A 26999-nucleotide genomic window follows, 5' to 3' on the forward strand; every position below is an offset into this window, starting at 1 on the left:
CGTGGGCCGCGCGCGAAATGTCGCGCCGAAACGTCACTGGCCGCGCGTTCGATTCGAGCAGGCATTCGTTTTCCATTCCTTAATGCATAATGCTGACGACAAGCAGCCGCTCGGCCGCACGCGTCATCATTCGAGTCCCGCTTCCGAGTCCCGTTTTCGAGTCCCGTTTTCGAGCCCGTTCGTCCCCTTCGGTCATGTTCGCCGCCGCACGCTCCGACCTGTCGTTTCGCCCGCCATCGTCTCCCGTCATCCCGGTTTCCTCGGCGCAGCTCGCCAGCAGCCGCATCGCGCGGCGTTCGACCGCGCGGCGCTTCGCGCGGGCGGGCTGACCGATGACGCCGTTCGACCGTTTCCTCGCCTTCGTCGCGCGCCATCCGCCCCGCCTGCCGCAAAGCCGCAGCAGCCGCGTCGTGCTCGCGCTCGCGTTCATCTATTTCGCATGGGGCTCGACATACCTCGCGCTGCACGTCGCGCTCGAATCGTTTCCGCCGCTGCTGCTGTCCGGGCTGCGCAACCTGCTCGCCGGCATCGGGCTGTTCATCTTCGCGATGCGGCGCCGGCCGGTGCGGCCGACGCTCGTGGAAATCGGCAACGCGGCGCTCGTCGGCACGATGCTCGTCACGATGTCCTCCGGCCTCATCGCGCTCGGGATGCGCACCGTCAGCAGCGGCTCGGCCGCGGTGATGGTCGCGACGGTGCCGCTCTTCGCGACGGTGATCGCGTCGGTCGCCGGGCGGCGCGTCACGGGCGGCGAATGGGCGGCCGTCGCGCTCGGGATGATCGGGATCGTCGTGCTGAACTCGGGCGGGCCGTCGTCGCCGGGCTCGACGCTCGGCAGCATCACCGTGCTCGCGGGCGCGCTCTTCTGGGCGGGCGGCGCGCATCTCGCCGCGCGGCTCGCGCTGCCGCACGACCTGTTCCTGTCGACCGCGCTGCAGATCGGCCTGGGCGGCGCGGCGTCGACCTGCATCGCGTGGCTGCTCGGCGAGCGCATCGAGCGCGTCGCGTTCGTGCCCGGCGTCGCGTTCGTCTATCTGATGCTCGCGGGCACGATGGCCGCGTATGTCGCGTACGGCTACCTGATCCGCCATACGAGCCCGATCATCGCGAGCAGTTGCATGTACGTGAATCCGGTCGTCGCGGTCGCGCTCGGCGCGCTGTTGCTTGGCGAGCCCGTCACGCTCGCGACCGTGATCGCGACCGTCGCGATTCTCGGCAGCGTCGGCTTGTCGTTCGTGTTCGATCCGGCGCGCCAGCGGGTGCAATAGCGGCGGCCGCGCTCACCGCGATCGCGCGCCGCCGCGATAGTGAACGAATGCCGCGACGCACGTGAACAGCAGCGCGACCGCGCACATGCCGAGCCAGCCCGTCGCGCGCCACGCGGCGACGCCCGCGGACGAGCCGATCGCGCCGCCGATGAAGTAGCAGACCATGAACACGGTGTTCACGCGGCTGCGCGCATCGGGCTTCAGCGCATAGATGCGCGACTGGTTCGAGATCTGCGCGGCCTGCACGCCGACGTCGAGCACGATCACGCCGATCACGAGCCCGACGATGCTCGTGCCCGACAGCGCGAAGATCACGAACGAGACGGCGATCAGCGCGATCGCGAGCGAGATGATCGCGCGCGGCCCGCGCTTGTCGGCGAAGCGGCCCGCGTACGGCGCGGCGAGCGCGCCCGCCGCGCCGACGATCCCGAAGAGGCCGGCCGCCTGCGGGCCGAGATGGAACGGCGCGCCCGCGAGCAGCAGCGTGAGCACCGGCCAGAACGCGCTGAACGCGGCGAAGATCGCGGCGCCCGTCATCGACGCCTCGCGCAGCCCGCGCAACTCCCGTGCAAGGTGCCACATCGACGCGAGCAGCTTGCCGTAGGGCAGCGTCGACGTCGGCGAGCTGCGCGGCAGGCGCGCGACGATCACGGCCGCGAGCGCGGCGAGCGCCGCGACCGACGCGCCGAACACCGCGCGCCAGCCGAAGTATTCGGCGACGAAGCCCGCCGCCGTGCGCGCGAGCAGGATGCCGAGCAACAGGCCGCTCATCACGGTGCCGACCGCCTGCCCTCGCTCCGCGGGCGGCGCGATCTCGGCGGCGAACGGCACCGCCTGCTGCGCGATCGTCGCGAGGATGCCGATCGCGAGGCTCGCGGCCGCGAGCACGGCGAGCGTCGGCGCGGCCGCGGCCGCGATCAGCGCGGCGGACAGCCCGGCGATCTGCAACAGGATCAGCGTGCGCCGGTCGAAGCGATCGCCGAGCGGCGCGAGCACGAACATGCCCGTCGCGTAGCCGAGCTGCGTCGCGGTGGGCACGACGCCGATCCACGACGCGCTGCCTGGAAACGACGCGCGGAAGCTGTCGAGGAGCGGCTGGTTGTAATAGATGTTCGCGACCGATACGCCGGCGATCGTCGCGAGCAGCAGCAACAGGCTGCGCGAGTAGTGGCCGGTCGCGCCGGCGGAGTGGCGAGGCTGCGAGGACATGGTGCGTGTGGGCGAAGTGCGGCGCGCGCGGTGCGCGCGCCGTCCGGTCGTCGATCGAAACAGGGGAGGAGAAATGCCGCGAGCGCCGATCATACCGGACCCCTCGAAATTCTGCTCGCGGGCGGCTCGTTCGCCGCTCGTCGTGCGTCGCCCCCTTACGCCCCCCGTTGCGCCCCGTTAATTTCGCCTTAAGCCGCGCGCTTGCATAGTGGCGTCCGAGCGAGTCGTGGGAGCGTTCGTCATGCGCCGCACCGCCGTTGCCGGAATCCGGCTCGCTCCTCGCAACCGGTGCGACAAGGAGAGCCCGATTGAACCAGCCAGCCCGTTCGCCTGCCGCCGCAGGCATGCTCAACAAAGTCCCGGAAGTCACGCTCGCGTTCTGGGTCGTCAAGATCATGTCGACGACGGTCGGGGAGACCGGCGCCGACTATCTCGCCGTCCACGTCGGGCTCGGCGCGGCCGTCACGGGCGCGCTGATGGCCGGCCTGCTGGTGTGCGCGCTCGCGCTGCAATTGCGCGCGCGTGCGTATGTGCCCTGGATCTACTGGCTGAACATCGTCCTCGTCAGCATCGTCGGCACGCAGATCACCGATGCGCTGACCGACGGCCTCGGCGTCAGCCTCTACGTCAGCACGCCGCTCTTTGCCGCCGCGCTCGCGGCGACGTTCGCGCTCTGGTATCGCAGCGAGCGGACGCTGTCGATCCACACGATCGTCACGCCGCGCCGCGAGGCGTTCTACTGGGCCGCGATCCTGTTGACGTTCGCGCTCGGCACGGCGGCGGGCGATCTCGCGACCGAGGCGCTCGGCCTCGGATTCCGGCTCGGGATCGTCGCGTTCGGCGGCGCGATCGCGCTCGTCGCGGCGGCCGCGCTCGGCGGGATGAACCGCGTGCTCGCGTTCTGGCTCGCGTACATCCTCACGCGTCCGCTCGGCGCGTCGCTTGGCGATTTCCTGTCGCAGGCGCAAGCGTACGGCGGCCTCGGGCTCGGCACGATCAGGACGAGCGCCGTGTTTCTCGCGGTGATCGTCGGGCTCGTCGCGGGGCTGAGCGTCGCCGCCGCGCGCGCGGGCCGGCCGGGCGCGCCGGCGCGCGGACGCTGAGACGGACGCGGACGTGGACGCAAGTCGTAGCCGACGTCGCATTCAACCGTTTTGTTCGCATTCACCACCAGGAGATTTGACATGATCAAGCGCAAGCTCATTGCATTCGCCGTCGCGCCCGCGCTGGCGGCCGCCGCATTCGGCATCGGCGCCGTGTCGCCGGCGGGTGTCGCGCCGAGCGTGGCCGAAGCCGCGACCGTCTCGAAGCTCGGCGATCTGTCGTCGTTCCGCGCGATCGCCGCCGACGTCGCGAAGCTCGTCGACAAGGGCGATCTCGCCGGCGCGAAGGCGCGCATCAAGGATCTGGAAACGTCGTGGGACGATGCGGAGCCGTCGCTCAAGCCGCGCGCGGCGGCCGACTGGCATGCGGTCGATGACGCGATCGATCGCGCGCTCGCCGCGCTGCGCGCCGACAGGCCGCAGGCCGGCGCGTGCAAGCAGGCGCTCGCCGGTTTGCTCGCGGTCATCGACCGGACGAGCGGCGCGCGCTGAACGCGACATGCGGCGTGAAGCGGACGGCTCGCGCCGCACCGGTTCGCCTGGATGATGAACGGGGGCGAGGGGCGCGCGAGCATGTGTCGCGCGACCGGGGCGCTGCGCGGCGTCGCGCGGTCGTGCAGCCTCCCGATCGATCAATCGATCAGCGCCCCCGTCGGCTCGAAGAACGGATGCGGCCCGTCGCTCGCATCGACGTACACGTGATGCGATGCGAGCCCGGCGCCCGGCGCATAGCGATGCACGGCGAACGCGGGCGGCTCCATCGAGAACGACGATGGCCCGCCGTCGCGCAGATCGAACGTGACCTGATGCGCGGGCGCGGGCACGGCCGATGCGATCGTGCCGCCGAAGCGCGCGAACATCGTTCGATGCACGTGCCCGCACAGCACGCGCTCGACGTTCGGAAAGCGGCGCAGCAGCGCATCGAGCCGGCTCGACGCGTCCGGGGCGAGCCGCATCGCATCCATGTGGCCGATGCCGCACGCGAACGGAGGATGATGGAGCGCGACGATCACGGGGCGATCGCGCGCGGCGTCGAGCTGGCCGGCGAGCCACGCGAGCCGCGCGTCGCACAGCGTGCCGCCGCTCGCGCCCGGAATCTGCGAATCGAGCGCGATCACGCGCAGCGGCCCGAGATCGAGCGCGTACTGGACGAACGCGCCCGACTGCAGCTCCGCGCGCCAGGGGAACGCGCGCCGCAGCGCCGCGCGATCGTCGTGGTTGCCGACGATGAGGTAGTACGGCATCGCGAGCGGCGCGAGCAGCGATTTCAGATGCGCGTATTCGTCGTCGTCGCCGAAGTCGGTCAGGTCGCCCGTGACGAGCACCGCGTCCGGGCGCGGCTCGAGCGCGTTCAGCCGCGCGACGCAGCGCGCGAGATGCGCGGCCGTGTCGACGCGCCGATACGCGAGCGCGCCCGGCCGCTTGATGTGCAGATCGCTGATGTGGGCAAGCAGCATCGTCGTTCCTCGTTGTGATCGTATGGGGTTCGTGTCGTGTATTCGCGTCGTCGCACGTCGCACGTCGCACGTCGCGCGGTGCGCATCGCGCGCGACGCATCACGCGAGCGCGAGGAGCCCCTCGGCCGCGATCGCGACGCCGACCGCGGTGCCGCGCGCGAGATCGACGCGGCCCGGCACGTCGATGACGAGCGCGTCGGGCGCCGCGTGCTCGATCGTCACGCGCGTGCGCTCGCCGAGGAACGCGCAGTTCGCGACCGCCCCGCGCAGCGGCGCATCAGACGGATCGACGAGGCGCGCGTCCTCCGGTCGAAAGAATAGCTCGTTTGCCGGCGACGCGACGGCGAGCGCGCCGCCCGTCGTCACGAGCGCGCCGTCGCGCCACACGCCTTCGAGCCGGTTCAGCGTGCCGATGAAGCGCGCGACCGTGCGGGACGCCGGCCGATAGTAGACGTCGCGCGGCGCGCCGATCTGCTCGATCTTCCCTGCGCTCATCACGACGATCCGGTCGCCGAGCTCCATCGCCTCGGCCTGGTCGTGCGTCACGTAGACCGTCGTCACGCCGAGCGCGCGCAAGAGCGCGTTCATCTCGCGGCGCAGCGCGTCGCGCAACTGCGCGTCGAGCGCGGTCAGCGGCTCGTCGAGCAGCAGCACGCGCGGGCGCGCCGCGAGCGCGCGCGCAAGCGCCACGCGTTGGCGCTGGCCGCCCGACAGTGCGTCGACCGGCTTGTCCGCGTGCGCGGCGAGCCGCATCATCGCGAGCAACTCGTCGACGCGCTCGCGCAGCACGCGCGGCTCGGTGCGGCGGATCCGCAGCCCATAGCCGACATTGCCGCGCACCGACAGGTTCGGAAACAGCGCGTAGTTCTGGAACACCATGCCGACGCCGCGCTTTTCGATCGGCAGCGCGGTCACGTCGTCGGCGCCGAACGCGATCGCGCCGCCCGCATCGGGCACGTCGAGCCCGGCGATCAGGCGCAGCGTCGTCGTCTTGCCGCAGCCGGACGGGCCGAGCAGCACGAGCGTCTCGCCCGCGCGGATCGCGAGATCGAGCGGCTCCAGCACTCGCGCGCCGTGGAAGGTCTTCGCGCAACGGGTCAGGGTGATCGGTACGGAGTCGAGTTTCATCGGCGAGGCGGCGGAAAAGGTAACGATAAAGGTAACGACAATGGCGGCGATGGAACGAATGCGCGGCGAAAGACGGTGAAAGCGCGACGTCGCCGGAAAATCAGCGGCGCTTGCGCGCGTTGCCGCGCGCGCCGGCCGGCTCGACGCCGAGCCGCTGCATCGCGACGAGCAGCGGCAGCGTCATCAGCAGGAACAGGATCGTGTACGCGCTGCCGATTTCGAGGCGCAGCGACGCGTACGTGTCGGCGAGGCCGACGGGCAGCGTCTTCGTGTCGGGCGTGTGCAGCATCCACGTGAGGTTGAATTCGCCGATCGACAGCGTGAGCACCGCAAGCGCGCCCGCGACGATGCCGGGGCGCAGGTTCGGCAGCACGATCGTCGAAAAGCGCGTGGCGAACGATGCGCCGAGGCTCGCCGCGCCTTCTTCGAGCGTGCGCAGATCGGCGCGCGCGGCGACGGCCGCGACCGCGCGGACCATGAACGGCAGCGTGAACACCACGTGGCCGACGACGATGAACCACATGCTCGTGCGCAACGCGGCGAAGCCGCCGTAGACGGAGAGCAGCGCGAGCGCGGATGCGAGGCCCGGCAGCGCGACGGGCAGCACGAGCGCCTCTTCGATGACGCGCGAGGCGCGGCTGCGGCTGCGCGCGAGCGCGTAGCCGGCGGGCACGCCCGCGACGAGCGTGACGGCGAGCGTCGCGAGCGCGACTTCGAGCGACAGGAACACCGAGCCGTGATATTGCGCCCACACTTCGCCGAGCCAGCGCAGCGTGAGCCCGCTCGACGGCCCGCGGAAATAGTTGACCGTGAGCCCGGCGAGCACCGACATCGCGACGGGCACGATCAGGAACGCGCACAGCGCGAGCGTGACCGCCCATTGCGCGGCGGCGAGCCAGTCGAACGGCGCGCGGCGCGGGCGGCGGACCGCGGGCGGCTCGTCGGAGCCGCCCGAGACGGCGGGGCGGGCGAGCGGGGCTGCGTCCTTCAGGGGGGGCGTCATGGGCGTGCGCAAGCGATGTAAACGTTTTCGTCGACGGGATTATCGGCGGTGTCGATGAAGAACTGATGACGGCGCAGCGGCACGCAGGCGGGGGCGCGAAGCATGGCGATGCGCGGAATCGTTCCGGCGGGCGCGCGTCCCGTCGTTCGCATCGCGCTCGCCGAGCGCCGAGCAATCCGTCTAATCGCCGGTTCTCCCGATGTCGCCGTGCATGCCGTTACGCTATATTGAGTCGCCGAATGGTGTTCAGGAGTCCGGGCAAACGGGCTGAACGCCACGCGCGTCGTACGACGGCACGCTCGAACACGGCGCGTCATGCGGCAAGTTGCGGGGGCGATTGTCGATGGCCAGGGTCTGGTTGCATACGGAACGAGAGTGGCAGCCCCGTTCTTTTTTGTTGTCTACGAGGAGGGAGTGATCGATGCAAACGATAACGATGGAGCAGTGCAAGCGCATTCACGGCGGCGACAACCTGATCGACGGCACGTTCAACCTGTTGGGCGGCACGTTCACGATCAACAGCAGCGCGCTCGGCACGCTGCTCACCAACGCCAATACGCTCGTCGTCAACGCGAACAACTGGCTGACCAACCCGAAGGGGCAGTTGTCGTCGACGAAGAAGTAATCGCCGCGCCGGCGAGGGCGGTCGAGGCGCGCGGTTCCGGCGTCTCGCCCGGGCGCCGGATGACCTTTTCTTTGCAACGGCGGCGATTCGTCCGTCGTTGCGTCCTGCTCACGCGGATGCGGCCGTCGCCTGGCCCGTCAGGTTCCGGGCGAGCGCCAGCACCGCCCACGTGACGATCCCGAGCACGATCGACAAGCCGGCCGCCGTCGCGATGTTCGCGTTCAGCGTGAACTCGGTGTAGATCGTCATCGGCAGCACGTCGAGATCGGTCGCGAGCGTAAACGCGGTGCCGAACGCGCCCATCGCGGTCGCGAAGCAGATCGCGCCCGCGGCGACGAGGCCCGGCGCGAGCGCGGGCAGCACGATGTCGCGCAGCACGTGCCAGCGCGACGCGCCGAGCGAGCGCGCCGCCTCCTCGAGCGACGGATCGAGCTTCGACGCCGCCGCGATGACGGTGACGATTACGCGCGGAATCGAGAAATACAGATAGCCGACGAACAGGCCCGCGACCGAATACGCGAACACCCAGCGATCGCCGGCGAGCTTTTGCGACAGCATGCCGATCAAGCCCTGCCGCCCGGCGAGCATGATCACCATGAAGCCGACGACGACGCCCGGAAACGCGAGCGGAAACGTGAGCAGCGCGATCAGCGTGCGCTTGCCCGCGAACGTGCGGCGCGCGAGCAAGAGGCCCGCGATCGTCGACAGCGCGAGCGTCGCGAGCGTGACGGCCGCGGACAGTGCGACCGTCGACGCGAGGCTCTTCATGTAGCGCGGGTTCGACAGCAGCGCGAGATAGGTGTCGACGAACGCGCCGTTCGCCGACACCCGCACGAGCGAGACCATCGGCAGCAGCCAGAATGCGACGAACACGGCGAGCGCGGGCGCGACGAGCGCGATGCGCCAGCGCGACGGGAACGTGAGATCGGACATCGTGGGATCGACTCGTGCGGATGAGGATGACGGGCGGCGAACGGCGAAGCGCGCGCCGCCTGGCGCATGGCTTATTGCATCACTTGCAGATACTGCTTGCCGAACGCCTGCTGGCCGGCCGCGAGCTTGCCGAAGTCGACGCTCTTCGCCCGCGCGTATTCGCCCGCCGGCAGGAACTTCGCGGCGACGTCGGCGCTAAGCGCCTGCGCGCGCACCGGCCGCAGATACGCGTTCGCCCACAGCTTCTGGCCTTCGTCGGACAGCACGAAGTCGAGCACCTTCTTGCCGTTCGCGTCGTGCGGCGCGCCCTTCACGAGGCTCATCACGTACGGCACCGCGATCGTGCCTTCCTTCGGAATCACGAATTCGACGTTCGCATGGTCCTTGTACTTCGCGCGATACGCGTCGAAGTCGTAGTCGAGCAGGATCGGAATTTCGCCGGACAGCACGCGCGCGTACGCGGTCTGCTTCGGCACGATCGGCTGGTTCGCCTTCAGCTTGCGGAACCAGTCGAGCGCCGGCTGGAAATTGTCGAAGCTTCCGCCGAGCGCCTGGTTCACCGCGATGGCGCCCGCGTAGCCGACGAACGCGCTGGACGGATCGAGATAGCCGACCATCCCCTTGTACTCGGGTTTCAGCAGATCGGCCCACGAGCGCGGCACAGGCTTGCCGTCGAGCGCGTCCTTGTTGACGAAGAAGCCGAGCGTGCCAGAGTGGATCGCGAACCAGTAGCCCTGCGCATCCTTCAGGTTCGCCGGGATGTCGTTCCAGTGCGCGGGCTTGTACGGCGCGACGACGCCCTTGTCCTTCGCCTGGAACGCCGACGACACGCCGAGATAGACGACGTCCGCGACGGGGCTCTTCTGCTCGGCGATCAACTGCGCGATTGCCTGGCCGGAGTTCTTGTTGTCGAACGGCACGCGAATGCCGGTCTTCTGCTTGATCGCCGCGATCTGCGCGGCCCAGTCGGCCCATTCGGGCGGGCAGTTGTAGCAGATCGCGGTGTCTTCCGCGTGCGCGGCGGATGCGCCGAGCGACAGCGCGAGCGACGCGACGGGGAGCAGCACGGCGGCGCACGCGCGGCGCGCGGCGGCGAACGGCGAGCGCGGGAGAGGTGAACGGCGGACGGTCACGACAGGTCTCCTTGGATGGGCGAAGCGAAAGGGGCGAAGAGGGCAAAAGCGGGCGAAAGCGGGTTTCACGCGATGCACGACGCGCGCGCACTGTGCGCATCGCGCGGCGGCGCGACGGTCGCGCCATCGCGCACCGCGTGCGGCAAGGTCAGCGCGGGTTGCGCATGGCGCTTGCCGGCGATGCGCTCGGCAAGACGCCGCCATGCGGCGCGGCCGATCTCGCGATTCGGCGTCGCGACGCTCGCGAGCGGCGGCGCGAGCAGCTCGCCGACCGCGAGGCCGTCGAAGCCGAGCACCGACATGTCGTCGGGTACCGCGAGGCGCGCGTCGCGCAGCCCGCGGATCACGACCATCGCGAGCCAGTCGTTGCTGCAGAAGAGCGCGGTCGGCCGCGATGCGCGCGTGGTCAGATGCGCGAGCATCGCGTGCGGCAGCGCCGGCGCGTTGAAATCGAGCTCGAGCGCGGGCAGCGGTTCGAGCCCGTGCTCGCCGAGCGCCTGCGCATAGCCGCGCACGCGCAGGCGCGCGCGGTCCGACGCGTCGAGCGAGCCCGCGAGCATCAGCACGCGCCGATGGCCGCGCTCGATCAGCATCCGCACGCCGTCGTACGCGGCGCGGCGGTTGTCGACCGCGACCGACGGACGATGCGGCGTGTCGTTGTGCATCAACACGTAGAGCGGGCCGTCGCGGTCGAGCTCGTCGAGGAGCGGGTGCGCGTCGGCGTCGGCGACGGTCAGCATCAGCCCTTCGACGCGCTGCGCGCGCAGCGTCTCGATCGCATGACGCTCTCGCATCGCGTCGTATTCGGTCGACATCACGATCAGCTTGAAGCCGGCTTGCGTCGCGAGTTCGTCGACGCCTTGCAGGCATTCGGCGAACACTGGATTCGCGAGCGTCGGCAGCACGACGCCGATCAATTGCGTGCGGTCGCTGCGCAGTTGCCGGCCGAGCGGATTCGGGCGGAAGCGCAGCGCGCCGATTGCCGCGTGAATCTTTTCGAGCGTCGCGGGATGGACCGTGTGCGGCGCGTTGATCGCACGCGACACGGTTGCGATCGAAAAGCCGGCGAGCGCGGCGACGTCTTTGATGGTCGGCGTCATGAGGCGGGAGGCGGATGCGTGTAAACGTTTTCGTCGACGGGATTATCGGGGGCGTCGATGAAGAACTGATGACGGCGGCGATGGCGGTCGACGGCGGCGATGTCTGGAGAATGAGCGGCGGCTTCGGGCGACGCCGGATCGAGCGTGCTCGGGCTGCATTTTCAGGGGCAAATCGGAAGGGCGCGCGCGAGCAGTGGTAGAATCGCGTCCGCCCTTGCCGGGGTGATGAAATTGGTAAACATAGCGGACTTAAACGATTGAGTGCCCGGCCGGAAACGGCCGGTGCAGAACCCTTCAAATTCGGCGAAACCCCTGGCGCGCGATGCGCCGAGGCAACGCCGAGCCAAGCCCCGAAGCGGCCGAGAGCGCGGCGGCGGGGAAGGTGTAGAGACTAGACGGGGGGCGCCTAACGCGCATGAGCGGCAGCAAGGCTCGCGCGCAATGGCGAAGGCATAGTCCAGCGCACGAACGGCGCCGCGCGGCGCCGGCTTCGAAAGAAGCAGTGTGACGAAAATCCGCCGCCTTAACTGGCTTGCCGGTTCGAGTCCGGTCCCCGGTACCATCAACTATTCCTCGAAATTCCCGACCGGTCGCAAAAACCTTGATAAATCAAGGTCGCATCGCTGAAGCCGCATTACACGAAAGCGCCGCCAGTGGAAAAGCAAGCGGGGTTTGGGAGATTTCCGATGACGGCTGCGCAGCGATAGAGCGCGTGCTGCTCATGCGTTCTTGCCCGACTGGTTGTTCGTGTATGCGATGCTCGCGTCGAGCAGGCCGCAGAGCGCGACTTCGTTTGTAACATGACGGGCATTCCAGGAATGCGGCGCGACGATTCGGCGTATAGAGTGCTTCGTTCGATGAAAAAATCGCGCAAACCGCGTGGCGTGCGCAACGTGGGCGGCGCGCGATGCCGCCCGGAAGTTGGGCCGGAATCGGCTGTCGCGCCGCTCAAACGAACTCGAACGTGCGCACGCGGCGTTGCCGGGTGCGCGCGAGCGATGCGTCGGCATGCACGCTGCCGATCGAATCGTCGACGATGCGTACTTCGCGTCCGTCCTGCCGCCTACGACGAGACCACGCGATTGCGACCCTCGTTTTTCGCGCGATAGAGCAGCTTGTCGGCGGCGCTCAGGATTTCGTCGACGGTGTCGCCGTCGCGCCCGTATTGCGACACGCCGATGCTCACGGTCACGGGCGTGTGCTTGCCGTCGATGCCGAACGGCGCGTTCGCGATCGTGGTCCGCACGCGCTCCGCGATGCCGCTCGCCGTGTCGGCGAGCATGCGCGGCAGCAGCACCATGAACTCCTCGCCGCCGACGCGCGCGATGTGGTCGTAGGGGCGGATCGCCGCGAGGCATTGGCGCACGAAATTGCGCAGCACGACGTCGCCGACCTGATGGCCGTAGTTGTCGTTGATCGTCTTGAAGTTGTCGAGATCGAGCGCGAGCAGCGAGAACGCGGTGCCGTCGCGCTTCGCGCGCGCGATTTCCGCCTGCATTTGCTCGATGAACTTGCGCCGGTTCGACGCGCCCGTCAGCGGATCGGTGGTCGCGAGGTGCTCGAGTTTCTGATTGGTGCGCTTGAGCTCCTGCAGCGCGCCTTCGGTGCGCGCCATCGATTCGGCGAGCCGCGCCATCAGATCCTGCTGGCTGTAGACGGTCGCGAACGAGCGAGTCGTCATCAGCGCCTGGACGACGCCGAAACTCAGCATGAAGAAGCCGCCCGCGAAGATCGCATGCGCGAGCCACCACATATGATTCCACGGCTTGCCGAGAATGAATGCGATCGACGACAGCGCGAACGACGTCACCGAGATGGCGTAGACGAGCATCAGCGGCGAGCGGATGCGCCGCGCGAGCAGCAGCGCGACGTTGATGAGCGACACGATCATCGCGCCGCCTTCCATCGAGGTGCGCGTCCACGGATGGCCGGCGATCGGCGAATACGAGATGGCGGCGACCGCGAAGCAGACGAGCACGAAGCCGACGATCCACGGCAGCCACGTCGAGAACCGCGTGCGCTGCTCGGGCGGATCGGCGTCCCGGAAGTACGACAGTTGCCCGACGAGCAGCAGGAGCGACATCACGAGGCGCGACGCGGGCCCGTACAGCAGGAACAGCCAGATGTTCCGGTGCGCCATGCCGGTGAACGCGCCGTGCAGCGAGTAGATCAACGCGAAGCCGAGGAAGCCGAGCGTGAGCCAGCGCAGCAGCGGCTCGCCCGACGACAGATAGCAGCGCCACGTCACGTAGGTGACGAACAGGCCCTCGAGCGTCGCGGCGGCGATCGCCAGTTCGTGGAACTGATGATTTTCGAAGATCAACCGCGGATCGACGAAGAATCGCACGTAGGCGATCAGGAACGCGGGCACGAGCGCGAAGCCGATCAGCAGGCACGCGGTGTAGATCCGGGCGATTATGCCGATCGCACGCGGCGATTCATGGGCTGTATAGACGGTGCTCACGGTGGCCTCCGCAACGCTGTCTGGATCGAAGTGGGAAATCGGCGGCGCGCCGGGCGGTGAACCGTCTGGCGCGTTGGGTCTCGCGCCGCCTCGTTTCGCTATGCGTCGTGTGTTGTCTGACGTGAGTATAGGCGTCGCCTTTCGTTTGACAATACGGTCGGATCGGTTTCATGCACTCGGACGGGTAGCCGACGTGGCCGATTGTGCAGCGGCGAGCAGCACAGGCGGGCCGCGAAATTGGTGATGAAACATTCGCGAGCAGCCGGCCGCATCGTTTCGGCGCGCCATTCGATCGCGCAACCATTCGACGCACGTCGACGGAAACGCGGCGAACCGCGTTTCGTATGTAAAAGACCCTAGGGTTTTCATGGGTCGCGAAGGGGCCGCCACGCCGGGGCGGCGTGAATATAGTTAACCGATGGACCGGCTCGAATCCGGTATGTTCGTCGCGGTGGAGGTCATCATGAGCTACAGCCTGGAGGGGCGCATACTCGAAGTGTGCGATTGCAAGGTGCTTTGCCCGTGCTGGATCGGCGAGGACCCCGACAACGGCACGTGCCGGGCGACGGTCGCCTACCACTACGACAAGGGCAGGATCGACGACGTCGACGTGTCGGGGCTGACGGTCGCGTTTGCCGCGTTCGTGCCGGGCAACATCCTGCAGGGCAACTGGCGGGTGATCATCTTCATCGACGAACGCGCGACCGATGCGCAATTCGATGCGCTCGCCAGCGTCTATCGCGGCGAACGCGGCGGGCCGCTCGCCGATTTCTCGAAGCTCTTCGGCGACATCGTCGCGATCGAGCGCGCGCAGATCGATTTCGACGTGCGCGACGGTCGGGGCACGCTGAAGGTGGGCAACACCACCTACGCCGAGCTCGAACCGTACCTGGGGCCGACCGGCGAACCGACGAAGCTCGTCGAGAGCATCTTCTCGACGATCCCCGGATCGCCCGCGTTCGTCGGCAAGGCCGGCACGTTCCGCATGCAGGAACAGAAGCTCGGCATCGATCTCGACCTGAGCGGACAGAACGCGATCCAGGGTTTCTTCACGTTCAATTCGTAATGCGTATCGGCGCGAAGCGCCGTTGCGCATCCACGAAGCGCGCATCGTCATGAACGCGACTTCGTCGCGCCGCGTGTTCGTGCCGCTCGCGATCGCGTCGATCGTCGCGGCATGGGGCGCGTTGTGGATGTGGGGCAGCAGCCCGTATGCGCGTTTTCTTCATCCTGTCGACTGGTCCGCGACGAATCTCGCCGGGTTGTGCCGGCTGATTCCGGCAGGGGGTGCGATCGTGCCGGCAGTGCTGCACGTCGCCGCGTGGCTGCTGATGATCGTCGCGATGATGCTGCCGACCGTGCTGCCGCTGCTGCGAACGTTCGAGCGCCTGACGGCCGCGCGGGCGGACCGCAGCCGGCTGATGCTGCTCGTCGTGCTCGGCTATCTCGCGGCATGGAGTGCGTTCGGGCTCGTCGTCCATGCCGGCGACGCCGGCCTGCACGCGCTCGCGCGGCGCACGCCGTGGCTCGCGTGGCATGGATGGCTCGTCGGCGCGATCGTGCTGACGCTCGCGGGCGGCTATCAGTTCAGCCCGCTCAAGTATCGCTGCCTCGACAAGTGCCGCTCGCCGCTGATGTTCGTGAGCGAGCAGTGGCGGGGCAGGCATCCGGGGCGGGACAGCTTCGCGCTCGGCATGCGCCACGGGCTCTTTTGCGTCGGGTGCTGCTGGATGCTGATGTGTCTGATGTTTGTGGTGGGCGCGGGCAGCGTCGGCTGGATGCTCGTGATCGGCGCGGCGATGTCGGCCGAGAAGAACCTGCCGCACGGCCGGCGGCTGAGCGCGCCGCTCGGCGTCGCGCTGCTCGGGTGGGCGGCGTCGATCGCCGCGGCGGGATTGGGCGCAATGTGAGACACGGCGCCCCGGCTCGTCCGGTCAAGAAAGCCGGCAGCCGGGTGACGCGGCGGACAATGAAATCGGAAAGACCTGACGTATCAATCTTTCCAGCGTGAAAAGTAGAGGAATATTCGCAAAATATCTGTCCATTTTGGTTAGCCAGACTTGGCCGGCGCGCCGGAGGCTGGCTGCTTTCAAGTTTTCCCCAGCGGATTTGGTATCCTTATTCGCCAAAGATGGCGGTTCGCCGGTACCGATACCGCGCTCGAACGCCTGACAACAAGGGGCGCGACGCGCCCCATTCCGGCGAACCTGAGAAAAAAAAAGGACTTGAACCATGACGTTGGGGCCACGCGGGCCGCAGGAGGCGGCGTATGCGCCGATCTTCGAGGCGATTCATCGTGGGCTGTTGCAGCGCGAGCGGCTGCTGAAGCTCGATACGCCGCTCGGCGCGAACACGCTGATTCCGTTGCGCGCGGTCGGCGACGCCAGGCTCGGCCGCGATTACACGTGGACAATCGACGCCGCGACCACGCGCGACGACCTGAATCCCGACGCGCTGATCGCGCAGCCCGTGACGCTGTGGCTCCAGCAGCCGCGCGGCGTGCTCGACCTGAATGCCGACTACCGGCCGATCCACGGCTACGTGCATACCGTGCGCCGGCTCGGGGCCGACGGCGGCCTGACGTCGTGGCAAATCGGCTTTTCGTCGGCGCTGCACTTTCTCCGGCATCGCCGCGACGAGCATTTCTGGCTCGACCGCGATGCGCAGGACATCCTGTCCGACGTATTCAATCGCTATCCGCCGCTTCAGGGCGCATTCCGGTTCGCGCTGAGCGGGGCGCTCGCGAAGCGTTCGTATTGCCGGCAGAGCGAAACCGACTGGCACTTCGTCAACCGGATCATGGAAGACGAAGGGCTCTATGGCTACTGGACCCACGACGGTCGCGAGCAGAAGACGATGCTCCGGATCGTCGATCGCGTCGAGGCGCTGCCGGACGCCAAGCCGCTCGACTTCTATCGAGGCCATGCCGGCGACGAGTTCGACGGGTTCACGCAATGGGCAACGCTGCGCCAGTTGAACAGCGTGCACGTCGCCTCGCGTTCCGGCGACTACCAGCGGCCGGCGATGCCGTTCGAGGTCCGGCAGTCGGTGCAAACGACCCGCTACGTCGAGCGGACGAACTGGCGCACGCAGGAGCAGAAGGCGATTCCGTATCCGCCGCTCGAAGACTACAGCGCGGGCGCGTACCGGTATCCGGACTCGGATCGAGGCATTGCGTGGGCGCGCATTCGAGCGGAGGAATACGAGTCGCGGTCGAGGCGATACGCCGGTGTCGGCGGCTCGCGCTGGGTCGATGTCGGCGGCCGGTTCGTGCTGAACGATCATCCGGCGCACGCCGAAGCCGATCCGAAGGAGCGGGAATTCGTCGCCGTCGCGGCCCGCTGGACGATCGAGAACAACGTGCCGATCGCCCGCTCGGGCCTGCATTTCCCGTACAGCCTGCAATCGGACATCGAGCGGGCGCGTTCGGGTGAGGGCTCCGCGTTCGCGGTTGCGCCGCATCCGCAGGACGGCGCGATGGGCCTCTACGTCATCGAAGTGGACGCGCAGCGAACCGACATCGAATACCGCAGCCCGTTCGAGCATCGCAAGCCGGCCATGTCGGTCGAGATGGCGACGGTGGTCACGCCGAACGGCGAGGAGGTCTGGACCGATCCGCTGAACCGCGTGCGCGCGCGATTCCATTGGGACAGGCAGAGTCCGCCCGACGCGTTCGAGACGTCGCCGCCGTTGCTGGTCGCGCAGTCGGACACCGGGCAGCAGTATGGCGGCGTACACGTGCCGCGTCGCGGCGAGACCGTCTATGTCGATTTCGTCGGCGGCGACTGCGACCGCCCGTATATCGTATCGCGCGCGCCGGGCGGGGCAACGCCGCCGATGTGGCATTCGGACGGGCTGCTGTCGGGCTTCCAGTCGCGCGAATACGGGGGCGGCGGCGGTTACAGCGAGATGCAGCTCGACGATGCGACCGGACAGGTGCGTGCGCGTCTGCTGAGCAAGACGCGGGGCGACTACAGCCATCTGACGCTCGGCTACGGGATCGTTCAGCAGGGCAACACGCGCGGCCGCTATCTCGGCTCGGGCTTCACGCTGCATGCCGACCAATACGGCGCGGTCCGCGCGAATCGCGGCCTGTACATCGGCACGCACTCGACCCGCCATGACGCCGAGCAACTGGAGGTGGACGCGGCGCGCGATCAACTGAAGGACGCGGCCGAGGTGCTCGCGCAGCAATCGTCGCTGAGCGAGCAGCATCGCGCGGAGAGTCTGAAAGCGGGTCACGACGCGCTCACGGAACTGACCGACGCGACGCGGCAGCCGGTCGAGCCGGGCTTGAGCGGCGGGCGCACGTCGGGCGGCGGCACGGGCAGCGCGAACGGCTTCAAGGTGCCGGCGATGCTGCTCGGCAGCGCGGGCGGCATGGGCCTGACGACGTTTCAGTCGCTGCACGCGTCGGCGGATCGGCACGTGAACGTCGTCGCGGGTCAAAGCGCGTTCGTCGCGACGGGGAAGTCGTTCGTGGCAAGCGCGGGCGAGAAGGTGAGCGTGTTCGCGCAGGACGGGATCAAGCTGTTCGCGAAGGACGCGGTTCAGATCGAGTCGCATCACGAGACGATCGATCTGATCGGCCAGAAGACGGTGCGAATCGTGTCGGCGACGGAGCGTATCGAGATCGCGGCGGACAAGGAGATACTGATCACGTCGGGGCAGGCGTATATCCGGCTGAAGGACGGGGACATCCAGATCCATGCGCCGGGCAGGATCGACATCAAGGGCAGCATGCACAACTTCTCGGGCCCGGCCAGCATGCCGTATCCGATGCCGACGCAGCCGGATGCGGTGTGCGTGCCGTGCATGATGAAGCGCGCGGCGGGGCGATCGGCGTTCGTGTCGACGGGGGGCTGATGGATACGCAAACCGTGTTCGGCGAGGCCGATTCGTTAGGGGCGCACCTATATGTGCTCGTCGACCCGTTGCAGAACGGCAGTCTGCCCGGTGCATTGTCGGTCCGGTCGGATCATGTCGCGTGCCTGATGGACGGCGGAGCGGACGTGCAGGCCGTTTCGCCGCACCTCGTCTATATCCCTCCAAGTCACTTTGAATCGGCGCGCGCATGGCTGGAACGACATGGACCGTCATCGCCGTGCGCGACGATGCTCGCATCGCCATTGCCGCTTGCGGCGCTCGCGGAGCATCTGAAGTTGTTTCTGCGCGTGCGCTTGCCGGATGGCGAACCGATCGTGCTCGCGTATTGGGACCCGGCGATTCTCGCGACGCTGGTCGGTTCGCAAGACGACGAGACGCTGTTCGTGAAAGGGCCGGTGCTGTCCGACGCGCAGCGTCAGGCATGGCTCACGCCGATCCTGAGGTGGACGTATTGGGATCGCGAAGGCACGCTGCGTCAGATCGACTGGCGTCAGGATCGGATGCCGGCCTCCGCCGCGACGCTCAGGCCGCCGTTCAAGCTCGATCAGGGGCAGGTGGATGCATTGATCGATGCGAGTGTGCCGGACGGCGTGTTGCTGCATTTTGCAGAACGTGCGCCGAGTGTACTTGCCGACATGCCGGAGCGTGAACGATATGGGTTTATCTGTCGGCAGATCAATCGCGCTCGACAGCGCGGCATTGAGGGAACGGGCGCATGGATGGAATACTGCGCACTGGCCGCACGGCATGGAGAAGCGTTTGACGCAACGTCTGAAGGTGCTGCGTTGTTGACGTTGTTGTTGCCGGCCGCGAACGATAGGCTGCAAGCATAATCACGGCATTTGTAGACAGGGACGTACAAGATGACCTTTGCTAAGTTTCGGCACACAGCTTTGGCTGCGGGTTTCGCCGTCTTTACGCTAACGGCCTGCGCTGGTTCCAACCTCTTGCCTGATGATCCGTTTGCAGGTCGAGGACAGCCGCTTTCAATGGTGCCGATCAATCATTCCGATCGCTACGCATTAAATATATTTGTTGACAAATATTGGGCGGGTGTGGTTGATAGTCGTTCGGGAGGGATGAATTCTGTTTGCTGTTTCCCGGGTGGGGGAGACTGGAGCAAACCTGTTACTGTGACTTGGGAATGGGGAACCGAAGAAGACCCGAAGACTAAGGTCGTCACGCAGCAACGGGAGAAACATAGTGTTCAGATTCACTTTCCATCTGGAGGGCCTCATCAAGATCCTGATCCGTACAAAACCGATGCGTACCTCTGCGTCATTCTGCGGGATCTCAATACCGTTATATTGGCATTTGCATCGAGCCCACCAGCATGCGCTGCCAAGTAACGTCAATTGAGGGGGAGTAATCATGTCGGTTCGACAAGCTGCTACACCTATTACAAACGAAGAGCTTAAACGTGTGGCGATCGATGGTGGCATGAGGCTCGCCGTTCGGCAATGTCCGGCCGATCGTGACGACGCGATCGCATGCCGGCTTTATCCAGCGCTGTCGTTTTTCTTCGATGGCACCAACAACAACATGGAGCGTGATCTTCCACTCAAGAAGCACACGAACGTGGTTAAGCTTTTTCAAGTCACAAAGAACTCCTTGGCTCAAGATTCCGCTGCTGTCTATATTCCGGGCGTCGGAACGCCGTTCCGGTTCCCCAAGGTTGTGGGCTATACCGACCAGTTAAAAGATGACGACGGGGGAACGCTTGGGCTAGGGTTGGGTGTGGGCGGTGATTTACGCATCAAGTTTGCGCTTGCGGAATTCTCTCGGCAATTGCACGTTATATGGGGACCGGGATCATGGGCGCACATGCGCGAAATCACTTTGGCGGTCTTTGGGTTTTCTCGGGGAGCAACAGAAGCGCGTGCATTTGCTCGACGATTCGTCAAGGAAAAATGCACGAAAGACGGGGGTAAGCTGTATTGGACCTCCCCGAGCGGCGTGCGTGTGCCGTTGCGCATCAACTTTATCGGGCTATTCGATACAGTCGCTTCGGTGGGTGGTCCGGCCTTGCATCTCGACTGGGCGTCGGAGTTGGCGATTCCGGTAGAGGTCGAGCGTTGTGTGCATTATGTTGCCGCGCACGAGGTGCGGCAGGCGTTTCCGCTCGATTCGGTGCGCGTCGACAAGACTTACCCCGATAATTGCGAGGAGGTCGTGTACCCCGGCGTGCATTCCGATGTCGGAGGCGGATATGGACCAGATGAGCAGGGGCGGCACCAAGATCTGTCGTTGATTCCACTGCGCCATATGTTCGCCGAAGCCTTGCGCGCGGGAGTGCCTTTGACGCCTCTTGATCAGATGAAGGTAGATTTCAGGGCGGACTTCGATTTGCGTGACGACGCGCGAGTCGTAAAGCTGTACAGTGACTATATGGTCGCCCTGCCGTCCGCATCCGGCGACACGCTCGAAGCGCTGATCCAGCCGCATCGTTACCTTAATTTTTGGTGGCGTGGCGTCTTGGCTCATAACAATGCGGATGCTCGCGTGCTGGGGAATAGGTACGCGAAATTCAGCGATTCATTTTGTAAGGCAGTGCCAGCGGGAACCGACGCGGATCATCCCGCCTGCCAGTCGAACGAGTGGGTCTACGACGTGCCGAAAGACCCGGAAGAGCAAGCAAAGCAGCTTTTACGCGAGCAGAAGCGACTCATACGGCACATCGAATTCCTGCGTCATCCGGTTGAACGTCGCGCTGGTCCCCAGAGCTATCCGCCGATGCCGCGCTCCTTGACGCCCTACGAGCAAATGACCCTCTCGGCATGGGATGCGCCGGGCGCGCCGGTGGCGGCTGTCGATCAACTGTTGGCCGAATATGTGCATGATTCGGTCGCGGCTTTCACGTCGTGGCCGTGCGCGCTCTACGAGCAGCGCGGGATTTACTGCGACCAGACGCGGTATCTGGCAGAGAACGATCCCATTGGACCAAGCGATGTGGCCGTCGCGTGAACGCGATGCGTACACGCCTCTATCCGATCCTCGTCGTGCAATCGAGTGGATATCAGGTTGAGCGACCGTTACTTGGTCACGCGATCACAAGCATATCCAGCCTTTTGAAGCACGATGGGACAGACCACGATGCTTACCATCGAGGACACTAATTTCCAACGAAATGTAAGTCTGGCCGACTGGACGAATGAGACGGACATGGACTACCGAAATCTCGATCTCCCGCCGGAAGCCGAAAACGTTGAGCTAAGTCACTTCGAGCCAGGCGATGAGTGGTTTGCCTCCGCGTCCCCGGAACTGCAGTAGGCGGCGATGCTGCGTTGGTTTTTCGATCGCTACGAAGATACTGCGAATCAAGCTCCTTGGGATGGCAAAGACAAGGAATATGTATTTGTCTGGGGTGGTCCCTACGATTCAAACGATGAAATACAGGATCGCACCGGGAGTATTGTTCCATACGAGGTTATGGAACCAGTCATTAGCGACTTGCATCGCGATGTGGGTGATGAGTGGGCGCCGATCGAGCATGAGGGCGTCGATTACGATGCCCGTTCGAACCTGTTCCCTCGTTGTTGCGATTTCGGGAAGCCGCTGCCGACGATCGACGCGGCGCGCCGCCGGATCGCCGGCGCGCGGTTCGTCTGCCGGAAACGACGATCCCGGCATCGCGCGCGACGCCAGAGTTCCGGATTCCGAACGAAACGAATCCGGTGTCGCCGCTGTCGTCGCGCCTATTCCGGATTCTCGTCGGCCTTCGCGAGCATCAGGTCGCCGATCGTATCGTTGCCGCACGCCTTCAGCGCTTCGCCCGCGCCGCGGATGTCGCGCGCCTCCTTGTTCTGCCCGATCTTCCATTTGCCGACGAGCCGCGTGATGTCGATCTGCAGGCCGACAATCGACTGCAGCATCGTGTCGATGTAGTCCTTCGGCGCGTCGCCGATTTGCCACGGCACGGGCTGCGTCGCCTCATGGGTGCGCGTGAGGCGCGCGACCACGCCGCGCACGAACGGCTCGTCGTCGCGAACGGCGATCCGTCCGTGCGCATGGACGACAACGTAGTTCCACGTCGGCACCTGCCGGTGGAATTCGTGCTTGCTCGGATACCAGTTCGGCGAGATGTAGGCGTCGCCCGCGCGGAACACGACGAGAACCTCGTCGCCGCTCGACACGTGTTGCCAGACGGGGTTCGCGCGCGCGACGTGCGCGCGCAGCGCGCCGAGCGGTCCGTCGCCCGGCGCGAGCTCGAACGGAATGTGATTCGCGTCGAGTCCGCCGGCGCCGTGCGTGATCAGGATGCCGAGCGGGTGTCGCGCGATCAGCGCGTGCAGGACGTCGGTGCGGCGTTCGTCGAAATGGGCGGGGACGTACATGGCGGCTCCACGGTCGGGCTGCGTTCGCGCAGCGTATCGGGGTTGAAGTCGGGGGTTGAAGTCGGGGTTGAACGATGCGGCCATTGTCGTCTCGAACTGGTTTATTCTGTAGAGCCAGTTTGAACAGTTTCTGGTGAACCGGAATTATGGCGAGACGCGCCCGCATCATCGAGATTCCGTCGCTCGGCACGCTCGACCGAGCGGCCGGCAACCTGAGCAGGCAGTTGGCGCAAGCGCTGCGGGACGCCGTTCGCGACGGCGAAGTCGAGCCGGGCGACGCGCTGCCGTCCACGCGGTTTCTCGCCGCGTCGCTGCGGATCGCGCGCGGCACGGTGGTCGACGCCTACGAGCAGTTGATCGCGGAAGGGTTTCTGGAGTCGCAAGGCGGCGTCGGGACCCGCGTCGCGCATGCGCTCGCCGAGCCGCCGCATTCGCGAATCGCTCGCGAAGCGCCGCGCGCCGCGCGCCGCCGCGAGACGTCGGCGGCGCGTTCGGCCCTGCCGCAGCCGGCTGCCGCGTATGCGCGCGTCGCGCGGGAGTTCGAGCCCTTGCCGCCGGTGCCGTTCGCGATTTCGGTGCCGGTCGGCGCGACGGCGCCCGACGACGTGTGGCGCCGCCTCGGCAACCGCCTGCGGGCGAAGGGAGCCGCCGCGCCGATGGGCTATGCGGAGCCGCAGGGCGTGCTGCCGCTGCGCGAAGCGATCGCCGACTATGTGCGCAAGTCGCGCTCCGTGCATTGCGAGCCCGATCAGATCATCGTCACGAGCGGCACGCAGCAGGGGCTCTTTCTCGCGTGCCAGGTGCTGCTGGGCGCGCACGATCGCGCGTGGGTCGAAAATCCCGCGTATCGCGGCATCACCGCGATTCTCGAATGCGCGGGGCGGCGCGATGCGATGGTGCGCGTGCCGGTCGACGCGGAGGGCATCGACGTCGACGCGGGCATCCGGCTCGCGCGCGATGCGCGCGCCGCGTTCGTCACGCCGTCGCATCAGTATCCGCTCGGCATGCCGATGAGCATGGCGCGGCGCAGCGCGCTGCTCGCGTGGGCGCGCACGGACGGCGCATGGCTGATCGAGGACGATTACGACAGCGAACTGCGCTTCGGGGGCTATCCGTTTCCGTCGCTCCAGGGGCTCGATCCGGACCGCGTCGTCTATCTCGGCACGTTCAGCAAGATCCTGTTTCCGTCGTTGCGGCTCGGTTATCTGGTCGCGCCGGACGAACTGGTCGACGCGTTTCGCGGCGCGCGCGTGCTGATGGATCGCCACGCGCCGACCGCGGACCAGCACGTGCTCGCGGCCTTCATCGCCGACGGGCATTTCGATCGCCACATCCGCCGCGTGCGAGGCGTGTATGCGGAGCATCGCGCGCAACTGATCGATACGGTCGGCAGGCTGCTGCCCGACGATCTCGCGTGGCTGCAGCCGGGCGATCAGGGCATGCATGCGGTGCTCTGGCTCGCGGCGGGCGTCGACGACCTGCGCGTCGCGGCGATGGCCGCGCAGGCGGGCGTCGCGGTTCGCGCGGTGTCGCCGATGTTCGCGCCGGGCACGGCGCGCCCCGGCCTCGTCCTCGGCTTCGGCGGATTCAGCCGCGAGCAGATGGATGCGGCGGCGCGGCGGCTTGCCGAGGTGATCGCCGCGGCGGGCGGCGAGGCGTCGCGCGCGCGGGCGGGGCGGCGCCGTTAGCGTGACGTCGATGCGTTCGGCGCGTGGGGCTGGCCGTTTGTGATGCGATCGTGATTGAAGGCGAAGGCGGGGATGACGCGCGGCAGAACCGCATCGTCGATGAGCGACGGCCCGCCGGCGCGAGCGACCCCGTCCGATCGACGCCGTCAGCCGCCCGCCCGCTTGCCGAGCGTGACGCTCACCGGCGCGTTCGCCTCGAATTTCGCGCGATGCGTCGAGAAGAACGTTCTCACATTGCGGACGTTCGACGCGTGCGTGAACAGCCGGCGCGCGAATTCGTCGTACGCGGGCATGTCGGCGAGGTCCGCGACGACGACGAAGTCGGGCCCGGGCGACACGCGATAGCACTGCGTCACTTCGGGCTGCGCGCAGACGTACGTCTCGAACGCGTCGTAGTCCTCGGCCGTCTGCCGATCGAGGCCGACCTCGATGATCGCGGTGACGGTCGCGCCGGTCTTGCCGCGATCGAGGACGGCGATCCGGCGCTCGATGATTCCGGCCTCCGTCAGCTTGCGCACGCGCCGCATGCAGGTGGGCGGCGACGACAACGCGCGTTCGGCGAGCTCCACGTTCGAGATCGAGGCGTCGGCCTGCAGCGCGGCGAGGATGCGAAGGTCCAGTTCGTCGAGATGGGCGTCGGCCAAGCGGTTCTCCTGCGATGTCGATTTGAAATTTAATTTCATATCGATGTTAAATGTCATATAAATTTCAAAACACTAAAATTTTTGAAATTAAATTCCATTCAGGCGATTCTACCATCGCGTTCATCGATCCCCGAGCGGATCGTTTTACGGAGAGCGATATGTGTGGAATTGTCGGCGCGGTGGCGCGGCGCGACGTCGTGCCCAACCTGGTGGACGGTTTGAAGCGGCTCGAATATCGCGGCTACGATTCGTGCGGCGTGGTCGTCTATCAGGACCGGCGGCTCGTCCGGGCGCGCAGCGTCGATCGCGTCGCGATGCTGCAGCGCGAGATCTCGGCCCGCGCGCTGTCGGGCTATGCGGGCATCGCGCACACGCGCTGGGCGACGCACGGCGCGCCCGTGACCGCCAACGCGCATCCGCATTTTTCGCCGGGCGTCGCTGCGCCGGGCGTCGCTGCGCCGGACGAAACCCGTGCGCGGATCGCGCTGTCGCACAACGGCATCATCGAGAACTACGAAGCGCTGCGCGCGGATCTCGAGCAACACGGCTACGCGTTCGCGAGCCAGACCGACAGCGAGGCGATCGCGCATCTCGTCGATCATCTGTACGACGGCGACCTGTTCGACGCTGTGCGGCGCGCGGTTGCGCGGCTGCGCGGCAGCTATGCGATCGCGGTGATGTGCCGCGACGAGCCGCACCGGATCGTCGGCGCGCGCGACGGGATGCCGCTTGTCGTCGGCATCGGCGACGGCGAGCACTTTCTCGCGTCCGACGCGATCGCGCTGTCGAACGTCACCGACCGGATCGCGTATCTCGAGAACGGCGACGTCGCCGACATCCAGTTGCATCGCCACTGGATCGTCGACGCGAGCGGGCAGCGCGTCGAGCGGGCGGTGCACACGATCGCCGCGCACGGCGGGGCGGCGGATCTCGGCGGCTATCGCTGCTACATGCAAAAGGAGATTTTCGAGCAGCCGCGCGCGGTTGCCGACACGCTGCTCGACGTCACGTCGATCATGCCCGAGCTGTTCGGCGACCGCGCGTGGCGCGCGCTGAACGCGGCGGATTCGGTGCTGCTGCTCGCGTGCGGCGGCAGCTACCACGCGGCGCTCACCGCGAAATACTGGATCGAGAGCATCGCCGGCTTGCCGGCGAACGTCGAGATCGCGAGCGAGTTCCGCTATCGCGACTGCGTGCCGAATCCGCAGACGCTCGTCGTCGCGGTGTCGCAAAGCGGCGAGACGGCCGACGTGCTCGGCGCGGTGCACGCGGCGAAGCGGCTCGACATGCTGAACACGCTCGCGATCTGCAACGTGCCGACGAGCGCGCTCGTGCGCGAATGCGCGTCGAGCTTCATCACGCGGGCGGGCATCGAGGTCGGCGTCGCGTCGACGAAGGCGTTCACGACGCAGTTGGTCGCGCTGTTCCTGCTGACGCTCGCGCTCGCGCAGGTGCGCGCACGGTTGCCCGACGAGGACGAGAAGCGGCACCTGCATGCGCTGCGCCATCTGCCCGATGCGATGAGCAAGGTGCTCGCGCTCGAGCCGCAGATCATCGCGTGGTCCGAGCGGCTCGCGCGGCGCGAGAACATGCTGTTCCTCGGCCGCGGGATGCACTATCCGATCGCGCTCGAAGGCGCGCTGAAGATGAAGGAGATTTCGTACATCCACGCGGAGGCGTACGCGGCGGGAGAGTTGAAGCACGGCCCGCTCGCGCTCGTGAGCGACGAGATGCCCGTCATCGCGGTTGCGCCGAACGACCGGCTGCTCGAGAAGCTGCGCTCGAACATGCACGAGGTGAGCGCGCGCAACGGCAGGCTCTTCGTGTTCGCCGACGTCGACTGCGGGCTCGCGAGCGCGCCGGGCATCGACGTGATTCGCCTCACCGAGTACTACGGTCCGCTGTCGCCGATCCTGCATGCGATCCCGATGCAACTGCTGGCGTTTCATGCGGCGCTCGCGCGCGGGACCGACATCGACAAGCCCCGCAATCTCGCGAAGTCGGTGACGGTCGAGTGACGATG

Annotated in this window: 25 protein-coding genes; 13 read left to right on the plus strand and 12 right to left on the minus strand. The window is 66.9% G+C overall.

From position 1 onward, the window contains the following. The first annotated feature begins 332 nt into the window (after nt 1–332). Nucleotides 333–1268 carry an EamA family transporter gene (locus WS92_RS17005; RefSeq protein ID WP_059932731.1) on the plus strand — a complete coding sequence of 312 codons (936 nt, stop codon included), beginning with the start codon at nt 333–335 and terminating at the stop codon, nt 1266–1268. 12 nt (nt 1269–1280) lie between these two features. Here the strand turns inward: WS92_RS17005 and WS92_RS17010 are convergent, their stop codons facing one another. Beyond that, nucleotides 1281–2477, minus strand: coding sequence for an MFS transporter (locus WS92_RS17010; RefSeq protein WP_059932730.1), 1197 nt, complete (start codon nt 2475–2477; stop codon nt 1281–1283). Between the two features lie 344 nt (nt 2478–2821). Here WS92_RS17010 and WS92_RS17015 point away from each other — a divergent pair, with 344 nt between their 5' ends. After that, nucleotides 2822–3580, plus strand: coding sequence for a COG4705 family protein (locus tag WS92_RS17015; RefSeq protein WP_015600212.1), 759 nt, complete (start codon nt 2822–2824; stop codon nt 3578–3580). 81 nt (nt 3581–3661) lie between these two features. Further along, nucleotides 3662–4072, plus strand: a complete 411-nt coding sequence (locus WS92_RS17020; protein WP_059932728.1) for a hypothetical protein — start codon at nt 3662–3664, stop codon at nt 4070–4072. 140 nt (nt 4073–4212) lie between these two features. On the opposite strand, the gene WS92_RS17025 is transcribed toward WS92_RS17020, so the two are convergent. From WS92_RS17025 to WS92_RS35860, 4 genes are all read right to left on the minus strand, one after another. Then, nucleotides 4213–5037 carry a phosphodiesterase gene (locus tag WS92_RS17025; RefSeq protein WP_006026281.1) on the minus strand — a complete coding sequence of 275 codons (825 nt, stop codon included), beginning with the start codon at nt 5035–5037 and terminating at the stop codon, nt 4213–4215. 99 nt (nt 5038–5136) lie between these two features. Next, nucleotides 5137–6165 carry an ABC transporter ATP-binding protein gene (locus WS92_RS17030; protein ID WP_059932726.1) on the minus strand — a complete coding sequence of 343 codons (1029 nt, stop codon included), beginning with the start codon at nt 6163–6165 and terminating at the stop codon, nt 5137–5139. Nucleotides 6166–6265: 100 nt separating this feature from the next. Beyond that, on the minus strand, nt 6266–7168 hold the full coding sequence (locus tag WS92_RS17035) for an ABC transporter permease (RefSeq protein WP_059932724.1): 903 nt from the start codon (nt 7166–7168) through the stop codon (nt 6266–6268). Continuing rightward, complete coding sequence (locus WS92_RS35860; protein ID WP_156443006.1) at nt 7165–7320, minus strand: hypothetical protein; 156 nt, start codon at nt 7318–7320, stop codon at nt 7165–7167. The genes WS92_RS17035 and WS92_RS35860 overlap by 4 nt, the downstream gene beginning before the upstream one ends. 269 nt (nt 7321–7589) lie before the next feature. On the opposite strand from WS92_RS35860, the gene WS92_RS35865 reads away from it, so the two are divergent. Continuing rightward, nucleotides 7590–7793: a hypothetical protein gene (locus tag WS92_RS35865; protein ID WP_043282537.1), complete on the plus strand. Its 204-nt coding sequence runs from the start codon at nt 7590–7592 to the stop codon at nt 7791–7793. A 108-nt stretch (nt 7794–7901) separates the two neighbouring features. Here the strand turns inward: WS92_RS35865 and WS92_RS17045 are convergent, their stop codons facing one another. From WS92_RS17045 to WS92_RS17055, 3 genes are all read right to left on the minus strand, one after another. Beyond that, the gene (locus tag WS92_RS17045; protein WP_006026284.1) at nt 7902–8726 is read right to left on the minus strand and encodes an ABC transporter permease; all 825 of its coding nucleotides are present in this window, start codon (nt 8724–8726) and stop codon (nt 7902–7904) included. Nucleotides 8727–8797: 71 nt separating this feature from the next. Further along, nucleotides 8798–9859 (minus strand): ABC transporter substrate-binding protein, encoded by a 1062-nt coding sequence (locus WS92_RS17050; RefSeq protein WP_059932722.1) that lies wholly within the window; start codon nt 9857–9859, stop codon nt 8798–8800. 65 nt (nt 9860–9924) lie between these two features. After that, nucleotides 9925–10959, minus strand: coding sequence for a LacI family DNA-binding transcriptional regulator (locus WS92_RS17055; RefSeq protein ID WP_059932720.1), 1035 nt, complete (start codon nt 10957–10959; stop codon nt 9925–9927). Between the two features lie 14 nt (nt 10960–10973). Here WS92_RS17055 and WS92_RS17060 point away from each other — a divergent pair, with 14 nt between their 5' ends. Continuing rightward, nucleotides 10974–11159 (plus strand): hypothetical protein, encoded by a 186-nt coding sequence (locus WS92_RS17060; protein WP_009911877.1) that lies wholly within the window; start codon nt 10974–10976, stop codon nt 11157–11159. Between the two features lie 863 nt (nt 11160–12022). Here the strand turns inward: WS92_RS17060 and WS92_RS17065 are convergent. After that, nucleotides 12023–13423: a sensor domain-containing diguanylate cyclase gene (locus WS92_RS17065; protein WP_006026287.1), complete on the minus strand. Its 1401-nt coding sequence runs from the start codon at nt 13421–13423 to the stop codon at nt 12023–12025. Between the two features lie 463 nt (nt 13424–13886). Here WS92_RS17065 and WS92_RS17070 point away from each other — a divergent pair, with 463 nt between their 5' ends. From WS92_RS17070 to WS92_RS32480, 6 genes are all read left to right on the plus strand, one after another. Beyond that, nucleotides 13887–14489 carry a DUF1326 domain-containing protein gene (locus WS92_RS17070; protein WP_015601794.1) on the plus strand — a complete coding sequence of 201 codons (603 nt, stop codon included), beginning with the start codon at nt 13887–13889 and terminating at the stop codon, nt 14487–14489. A gap of 49 nt (nt 14490–14538) precedes the next feature. Next, a complete protein-coding gene (locus tag WS92_RS17075) occupies nt 14539–15333 on the plus strand; it encodes a DUF2182 domain-containing protein (RefSeq protein ID WP_059932786.1) in 795 nt (264 codons plus the stop codon). A gap of 322 nt (nt 15334–15655) precedes the next feature. Then, entirely contained in the window at nt 15656–18289 is a 2634-nt protein-coding gene (locus WS92_RS17080; RefSeq protein WP_061083868.1) for a type VI secretion system Vgr family protein, read from the plus strand. After that, entirely contained in the window at nt 18289–19143 is an 855-nt protein-coding gene (locus WS92_RS17085) for a DUF4123 domain-containing protein (protein WP_059929603.1), read from the plus strand. The genes WS92_RS17080 and WS92_RS17085 overlap by 1 nt, the downstream gene beginning before the upstream one ends. Before the next feature lie 30 nt (nt 19144–19173). Next, nucleotides 19174–19659: a DUF3304 domain-containing protein gene (locus tag WS92_RS32475; protein WP_082743528.1), complete on the plus strand. Its 486-nt coding sequence runs from the start codon at nt 19174–19176 to the stop codon at nt 19657–19659. Nucleotides 19660–19681: 22 nt separating this feature from the next. Continuing rightward, a complete protein-coding gene (locus WS92_RS32480) occupies nt 19682–21274 on the plus strand; it encodes a T6SS phospholipase effector Tle1-like catalytic domain-containing protein (RefSeq protein WP_082743527.1) in 1593 nt (530 codons plus the stop codon). Nucleotides 21275–21688: 414 nt separating this feature from the next. On the opposite strand, the gene WS92_RS17105 is transcribed toward WS92_RS32480, so the two are convergent. After that, on the minus strand, nt 21689–21940 hold the full coding sequence (locus tag WS92_RS17105; RefSeq protein WP_059929596.1) for a hypothetical protein: 252 nt from the start codon (nt 21938–21940) through the stop codon (nt 21689–21691). 65 nt (nt 21941–22005) lie between these two features. Continuing rightward, nucleotides 22006–22644: an FMN-binding negative transcriptional regulator gene (locus WS92_RS17110; protein WP_006026296.1), complete on the minus strand. Its 639-nt coding sequence runs from the start codon at nt 22642–22644 to the stop codon at nt 22006–22008. Between the two features lie 146 nt (nt 22645–22790). On the opposite strand from WS92_RS17110, the gene WS92_RS17115 reads away from it, so the two are divergent. Then, the gene (locus tag WS92_RS17115) at nt 22791–24332 is read left to right on the plus strand and encodes a MocR-like pyridoxine biosynthesis transcription factor PdxR (RefSeq protein WP_059929594.1); all 1542 of its coding nucleotides are present in this window, start codon (nt 22791–22793) and stop codon (nt 24330–24332) included. A 146-nt stretch (nt 24333–24478) separates the two neighbouring features. Here WS92_RS17115 and WS92_RS17120 read toward each other — a convergent pair whose 3' ends face one another. Beyond that, nucleotides 24479–25015 (minus strand): Lrp/AsnC family transcriptional regulator, encoded by a 537-nt coding sequence (locus WS92_RS17120; RefSeq protein WP_061083869.1) that lies wholly within the window; start codon nt 25013–25015, stop codon nt 24479–24481. 119 nt (nt 25016–25134) lie between these two features. On the opposite strand from WS92_RS17120, the gene glmS reads away from it, so the two are divergent. Further along, nucleotides 25135–26994, plus strand: a complete 1860-nt coding sequence (gene glmS / locus WS92_RS17125) for a glutamine--fructose-6-phosphate transaminase (isomerizing) (RefSeq protein WP_059929590.1) — start codon at nt 25135–25137, stop codon at nt 26992–26994. Nucleotides 26995–26999: the final 5 nt, after the last annotated feature.

It is taken from the genome of Burkholderia sp. MSMB1588 (genome assembly GCF_001546925.1).
Taxonomy (GTDB): Bacteria; Pseudomonadota; Gammaproteobacteria; order Burkholderiales; family Burkholderiaceae; genus Burkholderia; species Burkholderia humptydooensis.

What these genes read in the sequence shown, in the direction of transcription:
- WS92_RS17035 (WP_059932724.1), bottom strand. Translation starts at nt 7,168, where the DNA reads ATGACGCCCCCCCTGAAGGACGCAGCCCCGCTCGCCCGCCCCGCCGTC.
- WS92_RS17010 (WP_059932730.1), bottom strand. Translation starts at nt 2,477, where the DNA reads ATGTCCTCGCAGCCTCGCCACTCCGCCGGCGCGACCGGCCACTACTCG.
- WS92_RS17110 (WP_006026296.1), bottom strand. Translation starts at nt 22,644, where the DNA reads ATGTACGTCCCCGCCCATTTCGACGAACGCCGCACCGACGTCCTGCAC.
- WS92_RS35865 (WP_043282537.1), top strand. Translation starts at nt 7,590, where the DNA reads ATGCAAACGATAACGATGGAGCAGTGCAAGCGCATTCACGGCGGCGAC.
- WS92_RS32480 (WP_082743527.1), top strand. Translation starts at nt 19,682, where the DNA reads ATGTCGGTTCGACAAGCTGCTACACCTATTACAAACGAAGAGCTTAAA.
- WS92_RS17005 (WP_059932731.1), top strand. Translation starts at nt 333, where the DNA reads ATGACGCCGTTCGACCGTTTCCTCGCCTTCGTCGCGCGCCATCCGCCC.
- WS92_RS17115 (WP_059929594.1), top strand. Translation starts at nt 22,791, where the DNA reads ATGGCGAGACGCGCCCGCATCATCGAGATTCCGTCGCTCGGCACGCTC.
- WS92_RS17030 (WP_059932726.1), bottom strand. Translation starts at nt 6,165, where the DNA reads ATGAAACTCGACTCCGTACCGATCACCCTGACCCGTTGCGCGAAGACC.
- glmS (WP_059929590.1), top strand. Translation starts at nt 25,135, where the DNA reads ATGTGTGGAATTGTCGGCGCGGTGGCGCGGCGCGACGTCGTGCCCAAC.
- WS92_RS17020 (WP_059932728.1), top strand. Translation starts at nt 3,662, where the DNA reads ATGATCAAGCGCAAGCTCATTGCATTCGCCGTCGCGCCCGCGCTGGCG.
- WS92_RS17015 (WP_015600212.1), top strand. Translation starts at nt 2,822, where the DNA reads ATGCTCAACAAAGTCCCGGAAGTCACGCTCGCGTTCTGGGTCGTCAAG.
- WS92_RS17080 (WP_061083868.1), top strand. Translation starts at nt 15,656, where the DNA reads ATGACGTTGGGGCCACGCGGGCCGCAGGAGGCGGCGTATGCGCCGATC.
- WS92_RS17075 (WP_059932786.1), top strand. Translation starts at nt 14,539, where the DNA reads ATGAACGCGACTTCGTCGCGCCGCGTGTTCGTGCCGCTCGCGATCGCG.
- WS92_RS17045 (WP_006026284.1), bottom strand. Translation starts at nt 8,726, where the DNA reads ATGTCCGATCTCACGTTCCCGTCGCGCTGGCGCATCGCGCTCGTCGCG.
- WS92_RS17025 (WP_006026281.1), bottom strand. Translation starts at nt 5,037, where the DNA reads ATGCTGCTTGCCCACATCAGCGATCTGCACATCAAGCGGCCGGGCGCG.
- WS92_RS17085 (WP_059929603.1), top strand. Translation starts at nt 18,289, where the DNA reads ATGGATACGCAAACCGTGTTCGGCGAGGCCGATTCGTTAGGGGCGCAC.
- WS92_RS35860 (WP_156443006.1), bottom strand. Translation starts at nt 7,320, where the DNA reads ATGCGAACGACGGGACGCGCGCCCGCCGGAACGATTCCGCGCATCGCC.
- WS92_RS17055 (WP_059932720.1), bottom strand. Translation starts at nt 10,959, where the DNA reads ATGACGCCGACCATCAAAGACGTCGCCGCGCTCGCCGGCTTTTCGATC.
- WS92_RS17070 (WP_015601794.1), top strand. Translation starts at nt 13,887, where the DNA reads ATGAGCTACAGCCTGGAGGGGCGCATACTCGAAGTGTGCGATTGCAAG.
- WS92_RS17120 (WP_061083869.1), bottom strand. Translation starts at nt 25,015, where the DNA reads ATGAAATTAAATTTCAAATCGACATCGCAGGAGAACCGCTTGGCCGAC.
- WS92_RS17105 (WP_059929596.1), bottom strand. Translation starts at nt 21,940, where the DNA reads ATGCCGGGATCGTCGTTTCCGGCAGACGAACCGCGCGCCGGCGATCCG.
- WS92_RS32475 (WP_082743528.1), top strand. Translation starts at nt 19,174, where the DNA reads ATGACCTTTGCTAAGTTTCGGCACACAGCTTTGGCTGCGGGTTTCGCC.
- WS92_RS17060 (WP_009911877.1), top strand. Translation starts at nt 10,974, where the DNA reads ATGCGTGTAAACGTTTTCGTCGACGGGATTATCGGGGGCGTCGATGAA.